Origin of the sequence: Phaeospirillum tilakii (assembly GCF_042683125.1) — a bacterium.
Classification (GTDB): Bacteria; Pseudomonadota; Alphaproteobacteria; order Rhodospirillales; family Magnetospirillaceae; genus Phaeospirillum; species Phaeospirillum tilakii.
The window spans coordinates 1-22,535 of sequence record NZ_JBHUIY010000025.1; the positions used below are offsets into that span (position 1 = coordinate 1).

26 protein-coding genes, 1 tRNA gene and 2 other RNA genes are annotated in these 22,535 nt (G+C 69.3%); 11 read left to right on the forward strand and 18 right to left on the reverse strand.

Going from position 1 to position 22,535, the window contains the following annotated elements:
* The 4 genes from ftsL to rnpB all read right to left on the reverse strand — a co-directional run.
* Positions 1–432 (reverse strand): cell division protein FtsL (ftsL, locus tag ACFSNB_RS12465; RefSeq protein ID WP_377317019.1); only part of this gene is annotated, 432 nt, incomplete at its 3' end.
* Complete coding sequence (gene rsmH, locus ACFSNB_RS12470) at positions 429–1,391, reverse strand: 16S rRNA (cytosine(1402)-N(4))-methyltransferase RsmH (RefSeq protein ID WP_377317021.1); 963 nt, start codon at positions 1,389–1,391, stop codon at positions 429–431. The genes ftsL and rsmH, both read right to left, overlap by 4 nt.
* Entirely contained in the window at positions 1,388–1,870 is a 483-nt protein-coding gene (gene mraZ / locus ACFSNB_RS12475; RefSeq protein ID WP_377317023.1) for a division/cell wall cluster transcriptional repressor MraZ, read from the reverse strand. The genes rsmH and mraZ overlap by 4 nt, the downstream gene beginning before the upstream one ends.
* Before the next feature lie 388 nt (positions 1,871–2,258).
* Positions 2,259–2,678: RNase P RNA component class A (gene rnpB / locus ACFSNB_RS12480), an RNA gene on the reverse strand.
* A 105-nt stretch (positions 2,679–2,783) separates the two neighbouring features.
* Between rnpB and ACFSNB_RS12485 the strand changes: the two genes are divergently transcribed.
* Together ACFSNB_RS12485 and ACFSNB_RS12490 are read left to right on the forward strand one after the other, a co-directional pair.
* Positions 2,784–3,746 (forward strand): ZIP family metal transporter, encoded by a 963-nt coding sequence (locus ACFSNB_RS12485; RefSeq protein ID WP_377317025.1) that lies wholly within the window; start codon positions 2,784–2,786, stop codon positions 3,744–3,746.
* Between the two features lie 62 nt (positions 3,747–3,808).
* Positions 3,809–3,885 (forward strand) — tRNA-His (locus tag ACFSNB_RS12490).
* 273 nt (positions 3,886–4,158) lie between these two features.
* Here the strand turns inward: ACFSNB_RS12490 and ACFSNB_RS12495 are convergent.
* Both ACFSNB_RS12495 and ACFSNB_RS12500 read right to left on the reverse strand, forming a co-directional pair.
* Positions 4,159–4,590, reverse strand: coding sequence for a PIN domain-containing protein (locus ACFSNB_RS12495; RefSeq protein ID WP_377317027.1), 432 nt, complete (start codon positions 4,588–4,590; stop codon positions 4,159–4,161).
* Entirely contained in the window at positions 4,587–4,889 is a 303-nt protein-coding gene (locus ACFSNB_RS12500; RefSeq protein WP_377317029.1) for a hypothetical protein, read from the reverse strand. The genes ACFSNB_RS12495 and ACFSNB_RS12500 overlap by 4 nt, the downstream gene beginning before the upstream one ends.
* Before the next feature lie 220 nt (positions 4,890–5,109).
* On the opposite strand from ACFSNB_RS12500, the gene ffs reads away from it, so the two are divergent.
* From ffs to recR, 4 genes are all read left to right on the forward strand, one after another.
* Positions 5,110–5,208: signal recognition particle sRNA small type (ffs, locus tag ACFSNB_RS12505), an RNA gene on the forward strand.
* A 73-nt stretch (positions 5,209–5,281) separates the two neighbouring features.
* Positions 5,282–7,063 (forward strand): DNA polymerase III subunit gamma/tau, encoded by a 1,782-nt coding sequence (locus tag ACFSNB_RS12510; protein ID WP_377317031.1) that lies wholly within the window; start codon positions 5,282–5,284, stop codon positions 7,061–7,063.
* Positions 7,060–7,383: a YbaB/EbfC family nucleoid-associated protein gene (locus ACFSNB_RS12515; protein ID WP_377317033.1), complete on the forward strand. Its 324-nt coding sequence runs from the start codon at positions 7,060–7,062 to the stop codon at positions 7,381–7,383. The genes ACFSNB_RS12510 and ACFSNB_RS12515 overlap by 4 nt, the downstream gene beginning before the upstream one ends.
* 64 nt (positions 7,384–7,447) lie before the next feature.
* On the forward strand, positions 7,448–8,041 hold the full coding sequence (gene recR / locus ACFSNB_RS12520; protein WP_377317035.1) for a recombination mediator RecR: 594 nt from the start codon (positions 7,448–7,450) through the stop codon (positions 8,039–8,041).
* A gap of 230 nt (positions 8,042–8,271) precedes the next feature.
* On the opposite strand, the gene rpsI is transcribed toward recR, so the two are convergent.
* Together rpsI and rplM are read right to left on the reverse strand one after the other, a co-directional pair.
* The gene (rpsI, locus tag ACFSNB_RS12525) at positions 8,272–8,736 is read right to left on the reverse strand and encodes a 30S ribosomal protein S9 (RefSeq protein ID WP_377317037.1); all 465 of its coding nucleotides are present in this window, start codon (positions 8,734–8,736) and stop codon (positions 8,272–8,274) included.
* 4 nt (positions 8,737–8,740) lie between these two features.
* Positions 8,741–9,199: a 50S ribosomal protein L13 gene (rplM, locus tag ACFSNB_RS12530; protein WP_377317039.1), complete on the reverse strand. Its 459-nt coding sequence runs from the start codon at positions 9,197–9,199 to the stop codon at positions 8,741–8,743.
* Between the two features lie 270 nt (positions 9,200–9,469).
* Here rplM and ACFSNB_RS12535 point away from each other — a divergent pair, with 270 nt between their 5' ends.
* The 3 genes from ACFSNB_RS12535 to ACFSNB_RS12545 all read left to right on the forward strand — a co-directional run bounded on the left by ACFSNB_RS12535 (position 9,470) and on the right by ACFSNB_RS12545 (position 11,780).
* A complete protein-coding gene (locus tag ACFSNB_RS12535; RefSeq protein WP_377317041.1) occupies positions 9,470–9,958 on the forward strand; it encodes a TspO/MBR family protein in 489 nt (162 codons plus the stop codon).
* A 124-nt stretch (positions 9,959–10,082) separates the two neighbouring features.
* A complete protein-coding gene (gene serB, locus ACFSNB_RS12540) occupies positions 10,083–10,997 on the forward strand; it encodes a phosphoserine phosphatase SerB (RefSeq protein WP_377317043.1) in 915 nt (304 codons plus the stop codon).
* A gap of 69 nt (positions 10,998–11,066) precedes the next feature.
* Positions 11,067–11,780, forward strand: coding sequence for a glycosyltransferase family 2 protein (locus ACFSNB_RS12545; protein WP_377317045.1), 714 nt, complete (start codon positions 11,067–11,069; stop codon positions 11,778–11,780).
* A gap of 1 nt (position 11,781) precedes the next feature.
* Here the strand turns inward: ACFSNB_RS12545 and sugE are convergent, their stop codons facing one another.
* From sugE to ACFSNB_RS12580, 7 genes are all read right to left on the reverse strand, one after another.
* Positions 11,782–12,099, reverse strand: a complete 318-nt coding sequence (gene sugE / locus ACFSNB_RS12550) for a quaternary ammonium compound efflux SMR transporter SugE (protein ID WP_377317047.1) — start codon at positions 12,097–12,099, stop codon at positions 11,782–11,784.
* A gap of 116 nt (positions 12,100–12,215) precedes the next feature.
* A complete protein-coding gene (locus tag ACFSNB_RS12555; RefSeq protein ID WP_377317049.1) occupies positions 12,216–13,223 on the reverse strand; it encodes an Abi family protein in 1,008 nt (335 codons plus the stop codon).
* A 130-nt stretch (positions 13,224–13,353) separates the two neighbouring features.
* Positions 13,354–15,819, reverse strand: a complete 2,466-nt coding sequence (gene gyrB / locus ACFSNB_RS12560) for a DNA topoisomerase (ATP-hydrolyzing) subunit B (protein ID WP_377317051.1) — start codon at positions 15,817–15,819, stop codon at positions 13,354–13,356.
* 9 nt (positions 15,820–15,828) lie between these two features.
* Positions 15,829–16,989 (reverse strand): DNA replication/repair protein RecF, encoded by a 1,161-nt coding sequence (recF, locus tag ACFSNB_RS12565; protein WP_377317133.1) that lies wholly within the window; start codon positions 16,987–16,989, stop codon positions 15,829–15,831.
* Between the two features lie 17 nt (positions 16,990–17,006).
* Positions 17,007–18,125, reverse strand: a complete 1,119-nt coding sequence (gene dnaN, locus ACFSNB_RS12570; RefSeq protein WP_377317053.1) for a DNA polymerase III subunit beta — start codon at positions 18,123–18,125, stop codon at positions 17,007–17,009.
* Positions 18,126–18,215: 90 nt separating this feature from the next.
* Positions 18,216–18,404, reverse strand: coding sequence for a hypothetical protein (locus ACFSNB_RS12575; RefSeq protein WP_377317055.1), 189 nt, complete (start codon positions 18,402–18,404; stop codon positions 18,216–18,218).
* 134 nt (positions 18,405–18,538) lie between these two features.
* A complete protein-coding gene (locus tag ACFSNB_RS12580; protein WP_377317057.1) occupies positions 18,539–19,534 on the reverse strand; it encodes an MDR family oxidoreductase in 996 nt (331 codons plus the stop codon).
* Between the two features lie 98 nt (positions 19,535–19,632).
* On the opposite strand from ACFSNB_RS12580, the gene ACFSNB_RS12585 reads away from it, so the two are divergent.
* Together ACFSNB_RS12585 and ACFSNB_RS12590 are read left to right on the forward strand one after the other, a co-directional pair.
* On the forward strand, positions 19,633–20,115 hold the full coding sequence (locus tag ACFSNB_RS12585) for a hypothetical protein (RefSeq protein ID WP_377317059.1): 483 nt from the start codon (positions 19,633–19,635) through the stop codon (positions 20,113–20,115).
* 32 nt (positions 20,116–20,147) lie between these two features.
* Entirely contained in the window at positions 20,148–20,339 is a 192-nt protein-coding gene (locus ACFSNB_RS12590; RefSeq protein ID WP_377317061.1) for a hypothetical protein, read from the forward strand.
* A 149-nt stretch (positions 20,340–20,488) separates the two neighbouring features.
* Here ACFSNB_RS12590 and ACFSNB_RS12595 read toward each other — a convergent pair whose 3' ends face one another.
* The 3 genes from ACFSNB_RS12595 to cobA all read right to left on the reverse strand — a co-directional run bounded on the left by ACFSNB_RS12595 (position 20,489) and on the right by cobA (position 22,515).
* Entirely contained in the window at positions 20,489–20,953 is a 465-nt protein-coding gene (locus ACFSNB_RS12595) for a hypothetical protein (protein WP_377317063.1), read from the reverse strand.
* 96 nt (positions 20,954–21,049) lie between these two features.
* Positions 21,050–21,730 carry a CbiX/SirB N-terminal domain-containing protein gene (locus tag ACFSNB_RS12600; protein WP_377317065.1) on the reverse strand — a complete coding sequence of 227 codons (681 nt, stop codon included), beginning with the start codon at positions 21,728–21,730 and terminating at the stop codon, positions 21,050–21,052.
* On the reverse strand, positions 21,727–22,515 hold the full coding sequence (gene cobA / locus ACFSNB_RS12605; RefSeq protein WP_377317067.1) for a uroporphyrinogen-III C-methyltransferase: 789 nt from the start codon (positions 22,513–22,515) through the stop codon (positions 21,727–21,729). The genes ACFSNB_RS12600 and cobA overlap by 4 nt, the downstream gene beginning before the upstream one ends.
* Positions 22,516–22,535 lie beyond the last annotated feature (20 nt).

The window sequence follows — 22,535 nt, forward strand, 5'->3', positions numbered from 1 at the left end:
CAGATGGTGCAGCAGCGGATTGATTCCGGCCGGCGCGGCGGGATTGGTGCGCGCGGCGATCGCCGCGGTGGCGGCGCGGGCGGCGATCGCCGCCGGGGCGATCGGCCGGGTGCGGCCGTCGGCGAGGCGGGTCGGCAGCGGCGCCGGCAGCCCGTCCCTCATCACCGCGTCGAGCGAGGCGATCTGGCTGGGCTGGACCGGATGCATGCCGAGATATTTCTCGGCCAGCCCGCGCAGGCGGACCGGATCGTTGAGATAGGCCCATTCGGCGCGCAGGACGTGGACGCTCTGCTGGTTGGCGCGGATCTGGGCGTTCAGTTCGTCGAGGCGCTGCTCCTTGAGCTTGACCTCGTGCTTGATCAGGAACAGGCCGACGCCGATGCAGGCGGCGAGCCCGATCCACAGGGTGGTGCCAAGGAAGCCGCGGGTCATGCAGCCCTCCCGCTGTGCAGGGGCCAGGCCGGGGCCTCGGTGCGGAGGCCGGCGCGCAGTCGCGCCGAGCGGGCGCGGGGATTGCGGGCCAGTTCCTCCGCGCCGGGGCGGGCGGCGCGGCGGTGGAGCAGGGTGAAGCTGGGCGCGGGCCCGGCCTCGCCCAGCGGCGAATGGCGCGACGGCCGGGCGGCGGCGCCGGAGCGGTCGCGCAGGAAGTCCTTGACCAGACGGTCCTCGAGCGAATGGAAGGTCACCACCACCAGCCGCCCGTCCGGCGCCAGCCGGCGTTCGGCGGCGGCCAGGGCGCGTTCCAGTTCGCCCAGCTCGTCGTTGACGGCGATGCGCAGCGCCTGGAAGCTGCGGGTGGCGGGGTCGATGCCGTCGCCCGACCGTCCCCCCACCGCCTGCCGGATCACGGCGGCGAGCTGGGCGGTGCGGGTGAAGGGCTCGGCGCGGCGGGCGGCGACGATGGCGCGGGCGATCCGGCGCGACAGCCGCTCCTCGCCATAGCGGTAGATCAGGTCGGCCAGCGCCGCCTCGGGCAGGGTGTTGACCAGATCGGCGGCGCTTTCGCCGCTCTGTTCCATCCGCATATCGAGCGGGCCGTCCTTGGCGAAGGAAAAGCCGCGCTCGGCCTGATCGAGCTGCATCGACGACACCCCGATGTCGAGCACCAGCCCGTCGAGGCGCAGGTCGGGCGGCAGCAATTCGTCGAGATCGCCGAACCGGCCGGCGACGAAGCGGAAGCGGCCGGGATGCGCCGCCGCCAGCGCCTCCCCCCGCGCGCGCGCGGAAGGATCCCGGTCGAAGGCGATCAATTCCGCCGCCGGGGCGGTGGCGAGGATGGCGCGGCTGTAGCCGCCGGCGCCGAAGGTGCCGTCGAGGAAGCGGCCGCCGCGTTCGGGGGCGAGGGCTTCCAGCATTTCGTCGAGCAGCACCGGGATGTGGGGGGTGGTCATGGCGCCTCTCCTCCGCGTGGGGGGGCGGCCGGCGGCCGCAGCGGCAGGGTCGGCCGATTCCTGAGGGCGCGGGCGCGGATTTCGGCCTCGTGGGCGCGATAGGCCTCGGGCTCCCACAGCTGGAAGGTCTGGCCCTTGCCGACGAAGGATGCGCTCTCGCCGATCCCGACATGGGCGATCAGGTCCTCGGGCAGCACCACCCGTCCTTCCGGATCCCAGGCGAGCTGGCGCGCGTCGGCGAAGATCAATGCGCTCAGCTCTTCCTGCTCGGCGCTGAACAGGTCGAGGGTTTCGGTACTGGCCGACAACCGTTCCATGAAATCAAGTCCACAGCCTTCGGCGCATGGGTGGATGAAGGAGCGATAGACGACGATCCCGGCCAGGCCCGACGAAGCCAGCGCGGTGCGGAACGATGCCGGCACCGAGACCCGCCCTTTGCGGTCGACCTTGTTGACGAAGGTGGAGAGGAACAGAGCCACTCGTTTCGCCTTGCCTCGAGATGCCCCGGATTCGCCGGTCGTGCCGTCGGCCCCACACTCCTTGCGCTGTTCCGGCGGGCGAATCCCCGGTGCCGCCGAATGGGTATTTATGGGATATCATGGGAAAGCATGGGCGTCAATGGAATCAGATAGTAATGACCCGACTCTGAGGGTGGCGTCTCAAGTTGTGTACAAAATTTTATCAAAGTACTGGAGGTTTTTTCGGCAAGGGCCTGATTTTGGAGGAAAAACCGCCAATGGGCTGCCTGTGGATAGTCCATTTGGGCGGAAAAAGCGCCTCGGGTCGGGACCTTAGGGCCTGCCGGTTGGTATGGATCGGGCCCGCCGGGGGCGGGGGATCCGGGCCCGGCCGGGGCGGCGGGGCGAGGGCGTCAGACGGCCTGTAAGCCGGGTTCTGTCCCGCCGTCCCATGGAATCCCATGGGACCGCGGTGACGGCCATTCCTCTGCGACGTCCGTTACCGGACGCCTGTCGCGACCGACCCGGGCGGCGGCGCGGAAACGCGCTTTCGTCTTTCGTGAGAAAGACGGGTGCCGCCCCTATTTGGTCTTGCTCCCGGTGGGGTTTACCCTGCCATCGCCGTTACCGGCGCCGCGGTGCGCTCTTACCGCACCCTTTCACCCTTACCGGCGGCCCGGAAAACCGGGGCGCAGGCGGTTTGCTTTCTGTGGCACTTTCCCTGGGGTCGCCCCCGCCGGACGTTATCCGGCACCGTGTTTCCGTGGAGCCCGGACTTTCCTCCCCCCAAGGCGGTGAAGCCCTGGAGCGCGGCCGTCCGGCCGTCTGACGCGGGCGGCACCATACAGGGCGGGGCCGGCCCTGTCATCCCCGATTGCGGCCCGGCGCCGGCTGAGTTAATTATTGGAAGCAATAAAAAGAAAAGAGGCCGTCGATGTCGCTCGATCCCCGCGCCGGGTCCGCCGTCCCCTCCTCCCTTTCCGCCGTCGCGCCGTCCTGGCTGGCCTTGTGGTGGGCCGAGGCGCGACGGCGGCCGCTGCCGGCCGCCGGGCTGGCGGTGGCGGTGCTGGCGTTGCTGGTTCTGATCGCGGCGGGGGCGGCGGGCGGGCTCGATCCGGCGCGGGGGCCGTGGCTGGGCTATGCCGCGCTGGGCGGGCTGGCCGGGTTCGCCGCCACCGGGGCCGGGGCGCTGGCCGGAGCCGGGCTGCGCGGGCTGTCGGCGCGGGCCGAGGACAGCCTGCTCGGCTTTGCCGCCGGGATGATGTTGGCGGCCAGTTCGTTCTCGCTGCTGCTGCCGGGCCTCGCCGCCGGGCGGGAGCTGACCGGCAGCGGCGCGATGGCGGCGCTGGTGGTGACGGTCGGCCTCGGGCTCGGGGCGGCGCTGATGCTGGGGCTCGACCGCTTCTTCCCCCACCAGCACCCCCATGGCGCCCCGTGCGGGCCGGGGGCGGCGCGGCTGGCGCGGGTGTGGCTGTTCGTGCTGGCGATCACCCTGCACAACCTGCCCGAGGGGATGGCGATCGGGGTCGGCTTCGCCCGGGGCGACCTGTCGGTCGGGTTGCCGCTGGCCGGGGCGATCGCGTTGCAGGATCTGCCCGAGGGGCTGGGGGTGGCGGTGGCGCTGCGGGCGGCCGGGCTGGCGCGGTGGCGGGCGGGCTGGATCGGGGTGGCGACCGGGGCGATGGAGCCGTTGGGCGCGCTGGTCGGGCTCGGCCTGTCGTCGGGCTTTGCCCTGGCCTATCCGATCGGGCTCGGCCTTGCCGCCGGGGCGATGCTGTTCGTGGTGTCGCACGAAGTGATCCCCGAGACCCACCGCAACGGCCACCAGACCCCGGCGACGCTGGGGCTGATGGCCGGTTTCGCGGTGATGATGGGGCTCGACACCGCCTTCGGCTGAAAGGGTGAAAACAGCGCTTGACGGGCGCGGCCGGCTCCGCTAAAAGGGCGGCCTCTCCGGTGGCGGGTGTAGCTCAGTTGGTTAGAGCGCCAGGTTGTGGTCCTGGATGTCGTGAGTTCGAATCTCATCACTCGCCCCATTTTCCCCCTTTGATCTTGTTGAATTTCCCCTCGAACCGGGGGAAACCGCGCGTGCCCGGGCAGACAGGTTCCGCCCGCCGCACCGCCCACACCCCGCCTCATTTCCGCGTCATCTCGGCCGAGCGCCGATCTGATGATCGACCCGTGCCGGTTTGAAATTCCGGCCGGTTTCGGGCCGTGTCAGGGGACACCGCGCCCGATCGGCGCGGTTTGCCGCGGTCCGGGGCGACGAATGCTCATCTGGTCGTTATGTTTTGCGGGGAAGTCTCCGCTCAACCCGCCCCACGCATGGGATTGACGAACGGGATGCCGGCGAAGTCCTTTTCGTTGTCCGTTGCCACCAGGCACTGATTGGCTTCGGCGATCGCGGCGACGATCATGTCCAGCGCGCTGCGGGGCCGGCCGGCGGCCTTGCCCTCGGCCATCAGGCGAGCCCAGATCAGCCCGGCCTGATCGTCGAACGGCAGAATCCGGCCGGCGAACAGCGCCTGGGGGCCTTCCGGCCCACTGAACCAGCGTTCGAGGATGTCGCGCTTTTTCCCGTGCGGTTTTTCAAGGATGCCGCGTCGGATCTCGGCGACGGTCAGCGCGGAGATGAACAGGGCTTCGTCCGGCTGCCGGCCCCACCACGCGAGCAGGGCTGCCGAGGGAGCCGGCTTGACCACGTTGCTGATGATGTTGGTGTCGAGCAGGAAGCGGGTCACAGATCGATCTTGCGCCCTTCGTCGCGCGCGCGCGTCAGGTCGAGATCGGCCCCGACCAGGGGCGAGCGGCGTAGCGCCGCCAGGATTCCCCCGGGTCTGGGCGGTTCGCCGGCAACGACGCTCTTGACGGTGGCGCGGAGTTGCTCCGCCTGCGGGCCCGGCTCCGCCAAGCGCCGGGCGAGGGCGCGGAACAGATCCCGGTCGGTCTCGAGGGCGATGATCTCGAAGCGGGTGAAGCCGCGCTGGGCCAGACGGGCGCGGTAGGTTCGGGTTGCCTGGTTTTGCGCCGTGTTGCCCATCGCAAACCTCTCTCGCCGCTATCCGGACATATAGTCCAAAATTGCCGGATCGACAATCCGAGCCGCCGCTTGACGGATGGTTTGGTCGGGGAGGTCCAGGAACCTCAGGTTCCTGGCGGGTGCGGGCGGAGCCCGCGTGCGGGTGCGGGCAGAGCCCGCGTCGAGCCCGCGTCGTTTTTTTCGCTTGCCTGATCGGCGCATCCCCTGTAAACCCCCGCCCGGGAGATCGGCGGCGGACGGATCAATCGCCAACCCGGTCAGGTCCGGAAGGAAGCAGCCGCAACGATTTCCGATCCGGGTCGTTGTCCGGTCTCCCACCTCTCTCTTCATTTAGGGCGACGCGGTCGCGGCCGGGCCTGTGCAGCGGCGCCGGCGCGAGATATTCTGCCGCGATGACCGACAGCCCCGCCCCCCCTCCCTATCGGGTTCTGGCCCGCAAGTACCGGCCGACCGACTTCGCCGGGCTGATTGGCCAGGAAGCGATGGTCCGCACCCTGTCCAACGCGATCAAGAGCGGCCGGCTCGCCCATGCCTTCGTGCTGACCGGGGTGCGCGGGGTGGGCAAGACCACCACCGCCCGCATCCTCGCTCGTGCCCTCAACTGCATCGGCCCGGACGGGCAGGGCGGTCCGACCATCGCCCCCTGCGGGGTGTGCGAGCATTGCCGGGCGATCGCCGAGGACCGCCATGTCGATGTGCTGGAGATGGACGCCGCCAGCCGCACCGGCATCGACGACATCCGCGAGCTGACCAATCAGGTGCGCTACCGCCCGACCTCGGCGCGCTACAAGGTGTTCATCCTCGACGAAGTCCACATGCTGTCGGAGAAGGCGTGGAACGCCTTGCTCAAGACGCTGGAGGAACCGCCCGAGCACATCAAGTTCGTGTTCTGCACCACCGAGATCCGCAAGGTGCCGGTGACGGTGCTGTCGCGCTGTCAGCGTTTCGACCTGCGCCGGGTCGAGATCGCGACGCTGGCCGCGCATTTCGCCCGGGTCGCCGCTTCCGAGCAGGCCGAGATCGCCCCCGCCGCGCTGGCGATGATCGCCCGCGCCGCCGATGGCTCGGTGCGCGACGGGCTGTCGCTGCTTGATCAGGCGATCAGCCATGGCGGCGGCGCGGTCAGCGAGGAGCAGGTGCGCGACATGCTCGGGCTGGCCGACCGCGCCCGGGTGTTCGACCTGCTCGATGACCTGTTCAAGGGCGAGATCGCCCAGGCCCTGGCCCTGCTCGACGGCCAGTACGCCGCCGGGGCCGACCCAGTGGTGGTGTTGCAGGACCTGCTCGATCTGGTCCACTGGCTGACCCGGCTCAAGCTGGCGCCCGACAGCGCCGGCGATCCCGGGGTGGCCGAGACCGAGCGGGTGCGCGGCCAGGAAATGGCCGGCAGCCTGTCGCTGGCGGTGCTGAGCCGGGCGTGGCAGATGCTGCTGAAGGGGTTGGGCGAGACCCGCGCCGCGCCGAGTCCGATCCAGGCCGCCGGAATGGCGCTGGTCCGGCTCGGCTATGTCGCCGATCTGCCCAGCCCGGCCGAACTGGTCGAACAGATCCGCGCCGGCACCCCGCCGGCGCCGCACGGTCCCGGCGGCGGGGGCGGCGGTGCCCCCGGCGGCGGCGGTGGCCGGGTCGAGGCGCGCGGGCCGGTGCTGGCCGGTCCCGGGCCGGGCGGCGGCGGGGCGATGGCGGCGTTGCGCGCCGCCCCGATGGCCGAGCCGGTGGCCCTGCCGCCGATGCCGTCGAGCTTCGCCGAGGCGGTGGCGCTGTTCACCGAACGGCGCGAGGGGGTGCTGGCGGTGGTGCTGCGCACCCAGGTCAACCCGGTCTCGTTCGCCCCCGGCCGGATCGAATGGCGCCAGCAATCGCGCGCGCCGTCCGATCTGGCGGCGAAGGTGGGGCGGCTGCTGGGCGAGTGGACCGGGCGGCGCTGGACGGTGTCGCTCAACGCCACCGATCCGGCCGGCCCGACCCTGGCCGAGCAGGAGGCCGAGGCCGACCTGCGCCGGCGCCAGGACGCGGCCAACCATCCCCTGGTCAAGGCGGTGCTGGCCGCCTTTCCCGATGCGACGATCGAGGCGGTGCGCGACCTCGAACCGGAGCCGGGTCCGTCCGCCGGGCCGGCCGCCGACGAGGCCGAGCCCGAGTCCGAAATGTTTCCTGGAGAAGAAGATCTATGAAGAATCTCGGCAACCTGATGAAGCAGGCCACCCAGATGCAGGCCAAGATGGGCGAGATGCATGCCAAGCTCGGCGAGACCGAGGTCGAGGGCAGCGCCGGCGCCGGTCTGGTCTCGGTGACCATCACCGGCAAGTTCGACCTGCGCAAGGTCCGCATCGACCCGTCGCTGGTCAAGCCGGAAGAGACCGGGGTGCTGGAGGACCTGATCGTCGCCGCCTTCGCCGACGCCCGCACCAAGGCCGAAGCGGTGATGCAGGAGGAAATGGAAAAGATCACCGGCGGCTTCGGCCTGCCCGGCGGCCTCAAGCTGCCGTTCTGATCCGGCTGGCCGGCCCCGCCCGCGACCAGGGCGGGGCCGGCCGCCAACCCGACGCGGAGGGGCGATGGCCGGTCCGGAAATCGAGCGGCTGATCCAGTTGCTGGCCCGTCTGCCCGGGCTCGGGCCGCGTTCGGCCCGGCGCGTCGCGCTGCGCCTGCTCGAACGGCGCGAGATCCTGATGGAACCGCTGGCCCAGGCCCTGACTGAGGCGGCGGCCAGGATCCGTCCCTGCCGCCGCTGCGGCAATTTCGACACCGTCGATCCCTGCGCGATCTGCGCCGATCCCCGCCGCGATCCCAGCCTGCTGTGCGTGGTCGAGGACGTCGCCGCGCTGTGGGCGATGGAACGCACCGGCAGTTTCTCCGGGCGCTATGTCGTGCTGGGTGGGCTGCTGTCGGCGCTCGACGGCGTCGGCCCCGACGATCTCGGCATCGGCCGGCTGCTCGACCGGGTGGGGGAGGGCGGCGTCGCCGAGGTGATCCTGGCCCTGCCGGCCACCGTCGATGGGCAGACCACTGCCCATTATCTGGCCGAGCGGCTCGAAGGCGGCGCGGTCGCGGTGTCGGGACTGGCCCAGGGGGTGCCGGTCGGCGGTGATCTCGACCATCTCGACGACGGCACCATCACCGCCGCCCTGCGCGCCCGCCGTCGGGTGTAGCGTTACGCGGGCTCTGCCCGCGACCCGCCGGGGCGATGCCCCGGACCCCCTTCTTTTTTGCTTCATCCCGGAGGAGCGGGGCGGGCGGCCCCGCTCTTTTCCGTCATGCGCGGACTTGATCCGCGCATCCCTGGGGGGCCGCCTGACCCGTTGATTGTGCGCCCGAGGCAAAGAAAAGGGGTCCGGATTGCTCCGGACCCCCTGGCAATGTCGGCGGGTGCCGAACCGGATCAGCGCTTGCTGAACTGGGTCGAGCGACGGGCCTTGTGCTTGCCGTACTTCTTGCGTTCGACCACGCGCGGGTCGCGGGTGAGGAACCCGCCGGCCTTCAGCGGCGGACGCATCGCCGGGTCGAAGAAGGTCAGGGCGCGGCTGATGCCGTGGCGGACCGCGCCGGCCTGGCCGGACAGGCCGCCGCCGGTGACGGTGCAGACCACGTCGAACTGACCCTCGGCGCGCACGGTTTCGAACGGCTGGTTGATCAGCATCCGCAGCACCGGACGGGCGAAGTAGACCGGCAGGTCGCGGCCGTTGACGGTGATCTTGCCGGTGCCGGGCTTGACCCAGACGCGGGCAACGGCGTTCTTGCGCTTGCCGGTGGCATAGGCGCGGCCGCTGGAATCGACCTTGCGCTCGTGGACGGGCGCGGCCGGGGTCGAGACCTGAAGGTCGGCCAAGCTGGAGAGATCGGCCATCGGATTACCTCTTGTTCTTCGGATTCAGCGCGCCGACGTCCAGCACTTCCGGCTGCTGGGCCTCATGCGGATGGGCGGGGCCGGCATAGACCCGCAGATTGCTCATCTGCTGGCGGCCGAGCGGCCCGCGGGTGATCATCCGTTCCACCGCCTTGACGATGACCCGCTCCGGGAAGCGGCCGCCGAGCAGCTGGCCGATGGTCCGGTCCTTGATCCCGCCGGGATGGCCGGTGTGCCAGAAGAAGCGCTTGTCGGCCAGCTTGTTGCCGGTCAGGCGGACCTTCTCGGCATTGATCACCACCACGTTGTCGCCCATGTCGACATGCGGGGTGTAGGTGGGCAGATGCTTGCCGCGCAGCCGCATCGAGATGATGCTGGCGAGACGACCGAGCACGACGCCGTCCGCGTCGATGACGACCCACTTCTTTTCCACTTCGGACGGTTTGGCGTTATAGGTTTTCATGGCACCCACGGCAAAACCAGTTGACGTCGCCGTGCAGCCACGGCGTCGAGGGCGCGGAGTATGCCAGACCCTGGAATGAAGTCAATCGATTTTATGCCGTTATAAAACAACGACTTAGCCGCGCGGTATCAAAATACCGCCCCGGAGAGGCGCGGAAATCCTGGGTTTTCCGCCCGTGATCGATCCGGGGGTGGATCGGCTTCCGCGCTTGCCCGTCGGCGCCGTTGCCCCCATCTTTGCGGTGGGACCTATTCGTTGAGGGACGGGATCATGACCATCACCATTGTCGTCGCCATGCTGGGCGCGATCGTCGTCGCCGGGATCGGCGGTGCGCTGACCACCATCGATCCTTGGTACCGCGCGTTGCGCAAGCCGCGCTGGCAGCCGCCGGACTGGGCGTTCGGCCCGGCTTGGGGGCTGATTCTCGGGTTGGCCGGCTGGGCCGCCGCGCTGGCGTGGGACGCGGCGCCGGACGAGGCCACCCGGATCCGCGTGCTGGCGCTGTTCGGTTTCAACGCCGCCTGCCACATCCTGTGGAGCCCGCTGTTCTTCCGCTGGCGCCGGCCGGACTGGGCGCTGATCGAATGCGTCTTCCTGTGGCTGTCGGTGCTGGCGCTGGTGGTCGGGCTGGCCCCGTTCGCCCCCGCCGCCTCGGCTTTCATCGCGCCGTATCTGGCCTGGGTGACCTTCGCCGCCGCGCTGAATCTGGCGGTGGTCCGGCTCAACCGGCCGTTCGGCGCGCCGGCCGAGCCGGCCTGAGCCGGGCGGGTCGGGCGGCTTGAGGCTTGCCAGCCGGGACGGGGCGCAGTAAAGGGTGGGCCTTCGCCTGCCCGCCGGCCCCGTCCCGGCCGCTCGCCTCCGCCCGACCGCCAAGGACCTTCCCATGGACAACGTGCTGACCCTGATCGCCGGACATGGCCTGCCCGGGCTCGATGGCTCGCTGGTGTCCGAGGTGCGGGGGGCGCTGCGGGCGCTGGGGGCCGAGGTCGGCCAGCCCGACTGGCTGTCGCCCGAGCGGGCCTGCGACCTCGCCTTCACCGGGCTGGCCCCGGCCGAGGGCGACGCCATCGCCCAGCGCATCCTCGAAGGCTGGCCGGTCGATGCCATCGCCCAGCCCCAGGCCGGGCGGCGCAAGCGTCTGCTGGTCGCCGACATGGATTCGACCATGGTCACCGGCGAGACGCTCGACGAACTGGCCGATTTCGCCGGGATCAAGGACCGCATCGCCCTGATCACCGCCCGGGCGATGAACGGCGAGATCGATTTCGCCGCCGCCCTGCGCGAACGGGTCGGCCTGCTCGCCGGCCTGCCGGAAAGCTGCCTCGCCCAGACCTGGGCGCGGATCGAATTCACCCCCGGCGCCCATGCCCTGGTGGCGACGATGAAGGCGCACGGCGCCCATGCGGTGCTGGTGTCGGGCGGGTTCAGCTTCTTCACCGGCCGGGTCCGCCAATCCTGCGGCTTCGACCGCGACGTCGCCAACCGCCTGATCGTCGCGGACGGTAGGCTGACCGGCGCGGTCGGCGACCCGATCATCGGCCGCGAGGCCAAGCTGGCCACCCTGCGCGCCACCGCCGCCGACCTCGGCATCGGCCCGGATCTGGTGGTGGCGGTCGGCGACGGCGCCAACGATCTCGACATGCTGCGCGAGGCCGGTCTCGGCATCGCCTTCCACGCCAAGCCGGTGGTGGCGGGCGAGGCGCGGGCCCGGGTCGATCACGGTGATCTGTCGGCGCTGCTCTATGCCCAGGGCTATCGCGACGCCGAGATCGTCGCTCCGGCCGGTACGCGGGATTGACAGGCCGCCCGCTCTGCGGTTAACCCCAGGCGGGGAATGTTCCCCGTCCTTTCGCCAGGAACCCGTTCGATGACCCTCTCCCGTCTCTCCGTGGTGATTCCCTGCTACAACGAGGAAAAGACGCTGGAGGAGATCGTCGCCCGGGTCAGGGGCGCCGATCGCTGCGGCCTCGACCTCGAGATCGTCATCGTCGATGACGGCTCGCGCGACGGCTCGGTGGCGGTGATGAAGGCGCTGGCCCAGCGCCACCCCGAGATCGTGGTGGTCGAGCACGGCGTCAATCGCGGCAAGGGCGCGGCGCTGCGCTCCGGCTTCGAGCGGGCCAGCGGCGACATCGTGCTGGTGCAGGACGCCGACCTCGAATACAGCCCGACCGATTATCCCCGCCTGCTCGGCCCGTTCCTCGACGGCCGCGCCGACGTGGTGTTCGGCTCGCGCTTCAAGGGCGGCGAGGAGACCCGGGTGCTGTATTTCTGGCACTCGATCGGCAACCAGGTCCTGACCCTGGCCTCGAACATGTTTACCGATCTCAACCTGACCGACATGGAGACCTGCTACAAGGCCTTCCGCCGCGAGATCCTGAGCCAGATCACCCTGGTCGAGGACCGCTTCGGCTTCGAGCCCGAGATCACCGCCAAGGTCGCCCACCTCGCCCCGCGCCCGCGCATCTACGAGGTCGGGATCAGCTATTCCGGCCGTACCTACGAGGACGGCAAGAAGATCGGCTGGCGCGACGGCGTCCGCGCCCTCTATTGCATCCTGCGCTACAACCTCTGGCGCTGAGCTACGGCGTCGTCAGCTTGAGCCCGACGATCCCGGCGCAGATCAGGGCCAGACTGGCGAGGCGGGCGAAACTGGCCGGCTCCTCGAACAGCACGATGCCGAGCAGCGCGGTGCCGACCGCGCCGATCCCGACCCACACCGCATAGGCGGTCCCCACCGGCAGGGTCTTCATCGCCACCCCGAGCAGCACCACGCTGACCACCATCGCCGCCAGCGTGGCGACGCTCGGCCAGAGCCGGGTCAGACCCTCGGTGTATTTCAGCCCGATCGCCCAGCCGATCTCGCACAGCCCGGCGATCAGCAGCAGAAACCAGTTCATCGCGTCCTCCAGAGCGGGCTCTGCCCGCGCCCGCCAAGGGCCGGAGGCCCTTGGAACCCGTCAATGGTCGGGAGTTGCCCGCGATCGGAAAAAGTGCGGCGACGACAACTCGCGCTCTAAAAGCCAAGCTCTGAAGGCTGAGCAACAGGGTACGCCCTCAACAAAGTCGTGACCTCGGCTACAATTGCAACGCGGTGACCCCTGGCCCCCAAGAGGAATTCAAGTACTTCAAGGAACGCCTTTAGCTTTGTGGGAGGTCCGGAGGGGATCGCCTTTCGGTGATAGGCGTTTATCTCTTTTTGAAATGTCCTGTTCCAAAGGCGGTCGTGATGGGCGCAGACGTTTCTAAAGTCGATCAAGGCATCGATCCATTTCTCGAAAACATTCCTATTCGTCACCCCGAATCCATTTGAAACTAAAAGGCGGTTCTGATTGGATAAGGTCTTGAAAAACACATTTGTCGATCCAAACGTCATGAATTCCTTGAGCGTCCAAATTGGCGGCAGGTGTGGAGGGTTGTACTTTTTGAAATAGTGCTTCGCTCGCGGATCTCTGCTCTTGTGAAATATTTCTGACAGGCACTTTACCGCCGAGAAACGCGATTTTTCCGAGTCGTAAATGGTGTCATCAAAATATGGATGAGGGCCATATCGAGAACTCAGTTCCTCGGCGATCAAATTCCGAAACGCCAATTCAAATTTAGAACAATGGCGGAAGCATAGGGCGCGCAGTTCCTCGTCAAGGGCGTAGAGCCTCATAATGTCGTCAAAGGTGGTGCCCGACCTGAAAGGCTTGCCGATTACGGTATGCTGGCGACGACTGGCGAAGTAAATGCGAAGCCGATCATACCCAATCTCCGCGATTTTTTGCTCGGCGTCGGCCCGATCGGAAATGTCGAGGTTCCGATCGATGAGGTGGGTTACCAAATCGGCGGGAGACGCGTAGGGCTTGGCGTAGGGTATCGGCGGCATGATTTCTGGGTAAAAAAAAGGGTTACCATTTTGCACTCCCCGAAAGGACGTGTGGCAACCCGTGACCAGAAAAACATAGGCGTTTACGAGGCAACGATCAAGATCTTTGGGCAACGCCCCCGGATTCGGATCAGGCTGCGCGGCGATCGCCACAGCCTGCGATGATATCGTAGCCCATTCCCACCGCAGAAAAGGCAACCTCCGCCATCGTATGAAAAAAAACGAGGCGGGCAAGACACCCCGCCTCGTTTGTTGCCCTAAAAGCGTCGCCTGATGCGGTTCCTCACACGTCGAGGTTCGACACCTTCAGCGCGTTGGCCTGGATGAAGTCGCGGCGGGGTTCGACGATGTCGCCCATCAGGGTCGAGAACACCTGTTCGGCGTCGTCGGCCTGGGCCACCCGCACCTGGAGCAGCGAGCGCGCCTGCGGGTCGAGGGTGGTTTCCCACAATTGCTCGGGGTTCATCTCGCCCAGGCCCTTGTAGCGCTGGATCGCCACCCCCTTGCGGCCCTGTTCCATGATCGCCCCGACCAGGGCGACCGGGCCGGGCAGCGACAGTTCGCGTTCCTTGGCCACCAGGGTGGCGGGGGCGGTGAACACCTCGCGCAGGCGCGGCACGCTTTCGTGCAGCCGCCGCGCCTCGGGCGAGCGGATCAGGCCGGCGTCGATCAGGTGGCTTTCGGTGACGCCGCGCAGGGTGCGGCTGACCCGGAAGCCCTCGCCCTCGTGCCATTCGCCCGACCAGCCGCGTTCGAGCGGGCTTTCCAGCGCGTCGAGGCGGGCGGCCAGGGTGGTCGCCAGCGCCGGGCCCCGGGTCGGATCGGTCAGCAGCGCCAGATCGAACGCCCCGGCGATCAGCGCCTGTTCGACCACCCCCATCGGCACCTTGCGGGTCAGCGGGGTCAGCAGGTGGCGGATGGCGCGGGCCTGCTCGGTCAGGGCGCGCAGTTCGACCCCGCCGATCTGCATCCCGCTGGCGAGGCGCAGCACTCCGTCGGCCAGACCGGCGTCGATCAGATATTCCTCCAGGGCGCGGTCGTCCTTGAGGTAGACCTCGCTCTGGCCGCGCTTGGCGCGATAGAGCGGCGGCTGGGCGATGTAGAGGAAGCCGCGCTCGATCAGGCCGGGCATCTGCCGATAGAAGAAGGTCAGCAGCAGGGTGCGGATGTGACTGCCGTCGACGTCCGCGTCGGTCATGATGATGATCTTGTGGTAGCGCGCCTTGTCGGGATCGAAATCCTCGCGGCCGATGCCGGTGCCGAGCGCGGCGATCAGGGTGCCGATTTCGGCCGAGGACAGCATCTTGTCGAAGCGGGCGCGCTCGACGTTGAGGATCTTGCCGCGCAGGGGCAGGATCGCCTGATTGGCGCGGTTGCGCCCCTGCTTGGCCGAGCCGCCGGCCGAATCACCCTCGACGATGAACAGTTCGGACAAGGCCGGGTCGCGTTCCTGGCAGTCGGCCAGCTTGCCCGGCAGGGTGGCGATGTCGAGCACCCCCTTGCGCCGGGTCAGCTCGCGCGCCTTGCGCGCCGCCTCGCGGGCGGCGGCGGCCTCGACCACCTTGCCGACCACCTTGCGCGCCTCGCCGGGATGCTCCTCGAACCATTCCGCCAGCTTTTCGCTGACGATGCTCTCGACCACCGGGCGGACCTCGGAACTGACCAGCTTGTCCTTGGTCTGCGAGCTGAATTTGGGGTCGGGCACCTTGACCGACAGCACGCAGGTCAGGCCCTCGCGCATGTCGTCGCCCGCCAGCGCCACCTTCTCCTTGCGGGCGATGCCGGATTCATTGGCGTAGGCGTTGATGGTGCGGGTCAGCGCGGCGCGGAAGCCGGCGAGATGGGTGCCGCCGTCGCGCTGGGGGATGTTGTTGGTGAAGCAGAGCTGGCTCTCGTGGTAGCTGTCGGTCCACTCCATCGCCACCTCGACGGTCATCCCGTCGCGCTCGCCCCGCATCACGATCGGCGGGCTGTGCAGCGCGGTCTTCGAGCGGTCGATGTAGCGGACGAATTCCTCGATCCCGCCCTCATAATGCAGCTCGCTGACCTGATTCTCGCCGTGGCGGCGGTCGGCGAGGCGCAGCCGCACCCCGGAATTGAGGAAGGCCAGTTCGCGCAGCCGGTGTTCGAGCGTGGCGAAGTCGAACCGGGTCTGGGTGAAGATGGTCGGGCTGGGCAGGAAGGTGATCTCGGTGCCGGTGCGGTCGCCGCACTCCGCCACCACCTTCAGCGGCGCCTCGGACTCGCCGAGGTGGAACCGCATCGCGTGCTCCTTGCCGGCGCGCCAGACCCGCAGGTCGAGGATGTCGGACAGGGCGTTGACCACCGACACGCCGACGCCGTGCAGGCCGCCCGACACCTTGTAGGAATTCTGGTTGAACTTGCCGCCGGCATGGAGCTGGGTCATCACCACTTCGGCGGCGGAGATGCCCTCCTCCTCGTGGATGTCGGTCGGGATGCCACGGCCATTGTCGGTGACGGTGCAGGAGCCATCGTCATTGAGGATCACCTCGACCCGGTCGGCATAGCCGGCCAGCGCCTCGTCGATCGAATTGTCGACCACCTCGTAGACCATGTGGTGCAGGCCCGAGCCGTCGTCGGTGTCGCCGATATACATGCCCGGGCGTTTGCGCACCGCCTCCAGGCCGCGCAGCACCTTGATCGAGTCGGCGCCATACTCCTCGGCGCCGGCCTGGGCCGCGCTCGGCTCGCCGGAAGGGGGGATCACGGGGGTCTCAGGGGTCGTCATCGCCTCACCTTACACTCCGTTGCCGGGCTCGACGGACGCATCCGCCACCCGGAAGAACTGGGCCCTGGCGCCGAAGGCTTCGAACAGCGGCGCGTCGGTCCCGGTCAGCCAGCTTTGCGCGCCGAGGGCGCACAATTCGTCGAACAACGCGGCCCGCCGCTCGCGGTCGAGATGGGCCGCCACTTCGTCGAGCAGCAGCAGCGGCCGCCGCCCGCCCTCGGCGGCGAGCACCCGGCCCTGGGCCAGCACGATCGCCACCAGCACCGCCTTCTGCTCGCCGGTCGAGCCCTGCGCCGCCGGGATGTCGCGGGCGGCATGGCGGACCGCGAGGTCGCTGCGGTGCGGACCGAAGGTGGTCGCCCCCGCCGCCTGATCGCGCGGCCGCGCCGCCCGCAGCGCCGTCCGCATCCTCTCTTCGGCCGCCTCGGCATCGAGCCCGGCCGCCAGCCAGCCCTCGACCTCGCCCTCGACCGCCAGCCGCGCCGCCGGGAACGGGCCGATGCCGTCGCGGCAGGCCCGGTCGAGCCGGGCGGCGATGGCCAGCCGGTTGGCGGCCAGCCGCGCCCCGTGGCGGGCCATGCCCTGTTCCAGCGCCGCCAGCCAGGCCGGATCGGCCGGGCGGCCGTCGTCGCGGGCCGCGCGCAGCAGACGGGCGCGTTCGCGCATCGCCTGTTCGTAGCCGGCGGCCTCGGCGGCGTGGCCGGGATCGAGCCCGAACGCCAGCCGGTCGAGGAAGCGGCGGCGTCCGCCGCTGCCCTCGGAAAACAGCCGGTCCATCGCCGGGGTCAGCCACAGCGCCGCCATCCGTCCGGCCAGATCGGCCAAGCGGGCGTTGCGCCCGTCGATCCGCACCACCCGCCGGTCGCCGCCGGGGTCGCGCCCGGTGCCGATCTCGACCGGGCCGGTTTCGTCCTCGATCCGCGCCGACACCGCCCAGGCGGCGCCGGGGGCGGCCTGCTGCCGGGTCAACTCGCCGGTGCCGGCCCGCCGCAGGCCGCGTCCCGGCACCAGCAGCGACAGCGCCTCAAGCAGATTGGTCTTGCCGGCGCCGTTGGGGCCGGTCAACACCACCGGGCCGGGGCCGACCTCGAGGCGCAGCGTGGCGTAGCAGCGGAACTCGGTCAGGGCCAGCCGGCGCACCGCCAGCCGGCCGGGCGGTCCCGGCGGCATCGCGGCGGCGGGACCGGTCACACCCGCATCGGCATCAGCACGTAGATCGCGCTGCCGTCGGCGACCTCGCGCACCACCGTCGGCGAGGCGGCGTCGGCCATTGCGAAGCGGGCGGTGTCGCCCTCGATCTGGCCGAGGATGTCGAGCAGGTAGCGCGAGTTGAAGCCGATTTCGAGCGGGCTGGCGTCATAGCTGGCCTCGATCTCCTCGACCGCGCTGCCGCTTTCCGGGCTCGATGCCGACAGGGTGGCGGTGCCGGTGACGAGGCTCAGCTTGATCGCGCGCGATTTCTCGCTCGAGATCGCCGAGACGCGATCGACCGCCTGGGCGAAGCTCTTGCAATCGACGTCGAGCACCTTGTCGTTGTCGGTCGGGATCACCCGTTCGTAATCGGGGAAGGTGCCGTCGATCAGCTTCGAGGTCAGCTCGGCATCGGCGAAGGCGAATTTCAGCTTGGTCTCGGACAGGGCGACGGTGATCTCGCCCTCGGTCTCGTCGATCAGCTTGCGCACCTCGGCGACGGTCTTGCGCGGGATGATGACGCCGGGGATGCCGGCGGCGCCCTCGGGCAGGGTGACCTCGGCGCGGGCGAGGCGGTGGCCGTCGGTGGCGACGGCGCGCAGCGTCGGCCCGGCCTCGCCGGCGGCGGCGTGGAGGTAGATGCCGTTGAGGTAGTAACGGGTTTCCTCGGTCGAGATCGCGAAGCGGGTGCGGTCGATCAGCGCCTTCAGCTCGGTAGCGGTCAGGGTGAAGCGGAACGGCAGCTCGCCCTCGGACAGCACCGGGAAATCCTCGACCGGCAGGCAGGCCAGCGAGAATTTCGACCGGCCCGAGCGCAGGGTCAGCTGACCGTCCTCCTCGCGCACCTCGATCTCGACCTGACTGCCCTCGGGCAGCTTGCGGACGATCTCGAACAGGGTGTGGGCCGGAGCGGTGGTGGCGCCGGGGCGGGCGATGTCGGCCGGCACCGTCTCCAGGATGTCGAGATCCATGTCGGTGGCGTTGAGCGACAGCCGGCCGGAGCGGCCGTCGAGCTTGACGTTGGACAGGATCGGGATGGTGGTGCGGCGCTCGACCACGCTTTGCACATGGGCCAGCGACTTCAGCAGAGCCGCGCGCTCGATGGTCAGTTTCATGCTGTGCCGACACCTGAGATTAAAGTGAGTCCCCCCGCGAACGGGGGCGGCAGTATATCACAGGCCGCCGGAGCCAAAAGCGTTTTCGGATCAGGGGGCAGGCGGGGGCGGTTCGCGCCCGGCGGCGCTGCCGGCGGTGGCCTCGCGCAGGGCCCGGGCCAGCGCCATCGCGGCGGCGAACGCCGCCGACAGATAGGGGCCGCGCCCGTCGGGCGCGGGATCGGCGCCGGCCTGGGCCAGCGCCTCGTTGATTTCACGCAGTTCCGCCGGTCCCAGCATCGGGCCCCCTCCCTCGCCTGTGGTCAGGCCGCCTCACTTTGCGCCCAGCCGGCCGCCGTTGGCGACCTTTTTTCGTCGGCGAAGGGGGGACGGGGTGTCCTCCCCCCTTGCCTTCGCACGGACGAAGGAAACACCTAGCGATGGGGGTCGATCACCACCCGGCCGCGCACCTCGCCCTTGAGGATGGCGGCGGCGAGGTCGGGCAGGTCGGTCAGCCGGGCCTCGGTGGTCAGGGCGTCGAGCCGGTCGAGCGGCAGCGTCTCGGCCAATCGGGTCCAGGCGCGGATCCGGCGCGGGGTCGGGCAGGAGACCGAATCGATCCCGAGCAGGCTGATCCCGCGCAGCAGGAACGGCAGGACGTTGCCGGGGAAGGCGACGCCGGCGACGTTGCCGCAGGCGGCCACCGCCGCGCGCGAGCGCAGGCTGGCGAGGATGTGGGCGAGGGTGCCGCCGCCGACGCTGTCGATCGCCCCGGCCCAGCGTTCCGACAGCAGCGGCCGTTCGGGAGCGGTGGCGATCTCGGCGCGGTCGATCAGGGTGGTGGCGCCGAGGCCGCGCAGATAATCGTGCTGGCTGGCGCGGCCGGTGGCGGCGGCGACGCGATAGCCGAGCTTGGCCAGCAGCAGCACGGCGATGCTGCCGACTCCGCCGGCGGCGCCGGTCACCAGCACCTCGCCGTCGGTGTCCGGGCCGAGGCCGTGTTCCTCGAGCGCCATCACCGCCAGCATCGCGGTCAGGCCGGCGGTGCCGATCGCCATCGCCCGCCGGGTGGTCAGGCCGGGCGGCAGCGGCACCGCCCATTCGGCGCGGATGCGGGCCTTGCCGGCATAGCCGCCCCAATACAGCTCGCCGACCCGCCAGCCGCTGACGATCACCGCGTCACCGGGGCGGAAGGCGGGCGAATCCGAGGCCTCGACCGTGCCGGCGAAATCGACTCCGGGAATGTGGGGGTAGCTTTTGACCAGCCGGCCCAGGCCGTTGAGGATCATCCCGTCCTTGTAATTGAGGGTCGAATGCTCGATCCGGACGGTGAGGTCGCCGGCGGGCAGATCGGCGTCGGTCAGGTGGCGGATCGACGGGCGGACCTTGCCCTCTTCTTCGGTCAGCACGAGCGCGGGAAATGTCGTCACCGGAGGCTCCTCGGACGGGGTGAGTGTGGATTCCGAACTCTAACACGACCATCGGTCATGGCATACTGACCGCCCCGCCATCCCCCAGAGGTCCGACCGTGTTCGCCAAGGCCGTTCTGTTGTCCGCCCTGCTGCTGTCGCTGGCCGCGCCGTTTCCCGCCTGGGCGGCGGGCAAGGGCAAGCAATGCTTCACCGATGCCGAACTGACCGCCGAACGCGAGGTGCGCCACGGCATCTATCTGCGCGAGACCTCGCGGCTGTGTCAGGCCGGCGGCTTCCTCAAGGATTCGTTCCCGACCTGGGAAAAATTCGAGGAGGTCAACGGCGCTCGCTTCCGCGCCGCGGTGGGGCGCCGGGCCAAGGCGTGGAAACGCGAATTCCCCCAGGACTGGCAGTCGAAACAGACCCGCGCCGATGGGGCGATCGTCACCTATGCCCGCAACCTGTCGATGGTCGGCGCCGTTTGCGCCCAGGTGGACAAGGAGCTGAAGGAAATCAGCAAAGGCGGTTACGGCAAGTTCTCGGCCCGCGCCAAGCTGCTGAAGAACGAGGTGTCGGACGATTACAAACCCTGCCGCTGAGATGAAAAAGGGTCATCTCGGAATTCCGGGGAATGAAGGTTGGCGATGCTTGCCCCTGCCATCGCCGCCCCCGTGTGAGGAGGACGGGGCGGCTGGCCCATGTGCGGCGCACGGTGTTCACCCAGATGTTCAACGTATCGATCGATGACAAGCAGACTTGCCTCTTCGTTGAGCTTGGTGTGATCGATCAGTTGCAGTCGATGGTGACGCTGGCTGTGAACTGATCGCGCCGCGCCGGCTTCGGTTCGTCGTTCCCGCTGGGGCGGCGAACTTTTTCTGCCGCGCCCGGCGCGGGCTCTTCCGAGCCTGCGGCTCTAAGCGCTACGAACGGTTGGGGGCGTGTTTGCAATCCGTTGCTGTTGCCCTTGAACGATTAAACCGAATGGAGTGCAATGCTGCACGGCTCCTTGAACTCGTCATATAGCAAGGCGTTCAACGGTGCTCCCGCCTTCACACATCGGTCAGAAAATTCATTGATTTTGTCGATCGTCCATTCAGTACCATGCCGGAATAGCCGTTGATCGCCATTGGGGGCGGTGCCCGGCTTTCCATGCACTAAACCATTTCTTTCTTGGGCGACTGCTGAAAACTCTGCCGCAAACGGAACAACTTTCGAACGGAGATTGATGTCGGCGATTCTGGAAAAGAGTCGCTCAAGGTCTTCTGCAATTTTTCCGGCCGTTTTCCTTCGAGGCTCAATTGTATTGATGTAGCCATTTTCTAGTCTTTGGCAGCACCATACCGCATCCCACTCTAGTCGTGCAAAAGCCACTGTCGCTAGGCCAATTGCGTAAAAGTAATCGTGGTCCTGCGGAATCCGAAGCCGATCATTGTTCACGAATAAATTCCTTATCGGTATTGAGAGGTGTCGGCGAAATACACATTCGGGCTATGTTGACACGGTTCCTGGCGCCTATGGGGCGGCAGCCCCGCTTTAACTGTCTCCGGCCAAATCCCGGACGATGGCCGCCAGCGCGACCGGATCGGTCGGCGGCGGGGCCAGGGTAACGCCCGTTCCGGCGAACAGCCCGGGCCCGTCGTGGCGGGCATGCCCGCCCGAGGCCAGCAGCAGCGGCAGCGCCACCGCCGGCCGGCCGCCGGTGTGGTCGCGCCAGCCGGCCGCGCGCGGCGCCTGTTCGAGAAACAATGCGCTGACGGAGGCAAAGGCCCCGGTCGCGGCGAGACGCGCGGCCAGGGTCCGGGCCGGGGCGTCGGCACCGGGATGGCGGCCGCCATGGGCGACCAGCAGCAGGGCGGCGGCGGCGGGATCGAGCCCGCCCGTCGCGGCGGCGGTGACGGCGAGGCGTTCGACCAGGGCGGCGAAGCCGGGATGGTCGCCGACCGGCGGGGTGACGCGGGCCGGCCCGGCAAGCGCGGTCAGTTCGGCGGCGAGGCCGCCGCCGCCGAGCAGCACCGGCACCACCCGGGCGGCGGGGCCGAGCAGCGGATCATCGGGGCGGAGGCGCGGTTCCTGGCGCAGGAAGCGGACCGCCACCGGAGCGCCGTCCCCGTCCGCGCGCAGCCGGGCGGCGAGGGCTTCGAGCGGGGCGCCGGCCCCGGCGACGCGGGCGGACCCATGCCCGACCAGCAGCAAGGCCGGCCGGGCCGGCTTCATCGCGCCGTGCCGGCGGCGGGGGTGAACCAGTCGAGGCTGCCGGCCAGCGACACCACCCGGCCGATCACGATCAGGCTGGGCGGGCGCAGCCCGGCGGCGGCGACCAGGGCGGGCAGGGTGGCGAGGGTGCCGATCACCCGGCGCTGGCGCGGGGTGGTGCCGTTCTCGATCGCGGCGGCCGGGGTGTCGGCGGCGAGGCCGGCGGCGGCGAGGCGGGCGGCGATCTCGGGCAGGCCGTGCAGCCCCATATAGATCACCAGGGTGGTGTCGGGATCGGCGATGCGATCCCACGGCAGGTCGAGCCGCCGGTCCTCGCGCAGATGGCCGGTGACGATGCGGACCCCGGTGGCGAGGCCGCGATGGGTCAGCGGGATGCCGGCATAGGTCGAGACCCCGGCGGCGGCGCTGATGCCGGGCACCACCTCGAAGCCGATCCCGGCTTCGATCAGGGCCAGGGCCTCCTCGCTGCCGCGTCCGAACACCAGTGGGTCGCCGCCCTTGAGGCGCACCACGTCGCGCCCGGCGCGGGCCAGCCGCACCAGGGTGGCGTTGGTCTCGTCCTGGCTGAGATAATGGTGGCCGCATTCCTTGCCGGCGAAGATGCGCTCGGCGGCGGCGGGGATCAGGGCCAGGATCTCGGGGCTGATCAGGCGGTCGTAGACCACCGCGGCGGCGGTGGAAATCAGCCGGTGCGCCTTGACCGTCAGCAGGTCGGGATCGCCGGGGCCGGCACCGACCAGGAAGACCCGGCCGGGCCCGGGGCCGGGTGCGGTGGCGGTTGTCACGTTGCTCCTCATTCACCCGA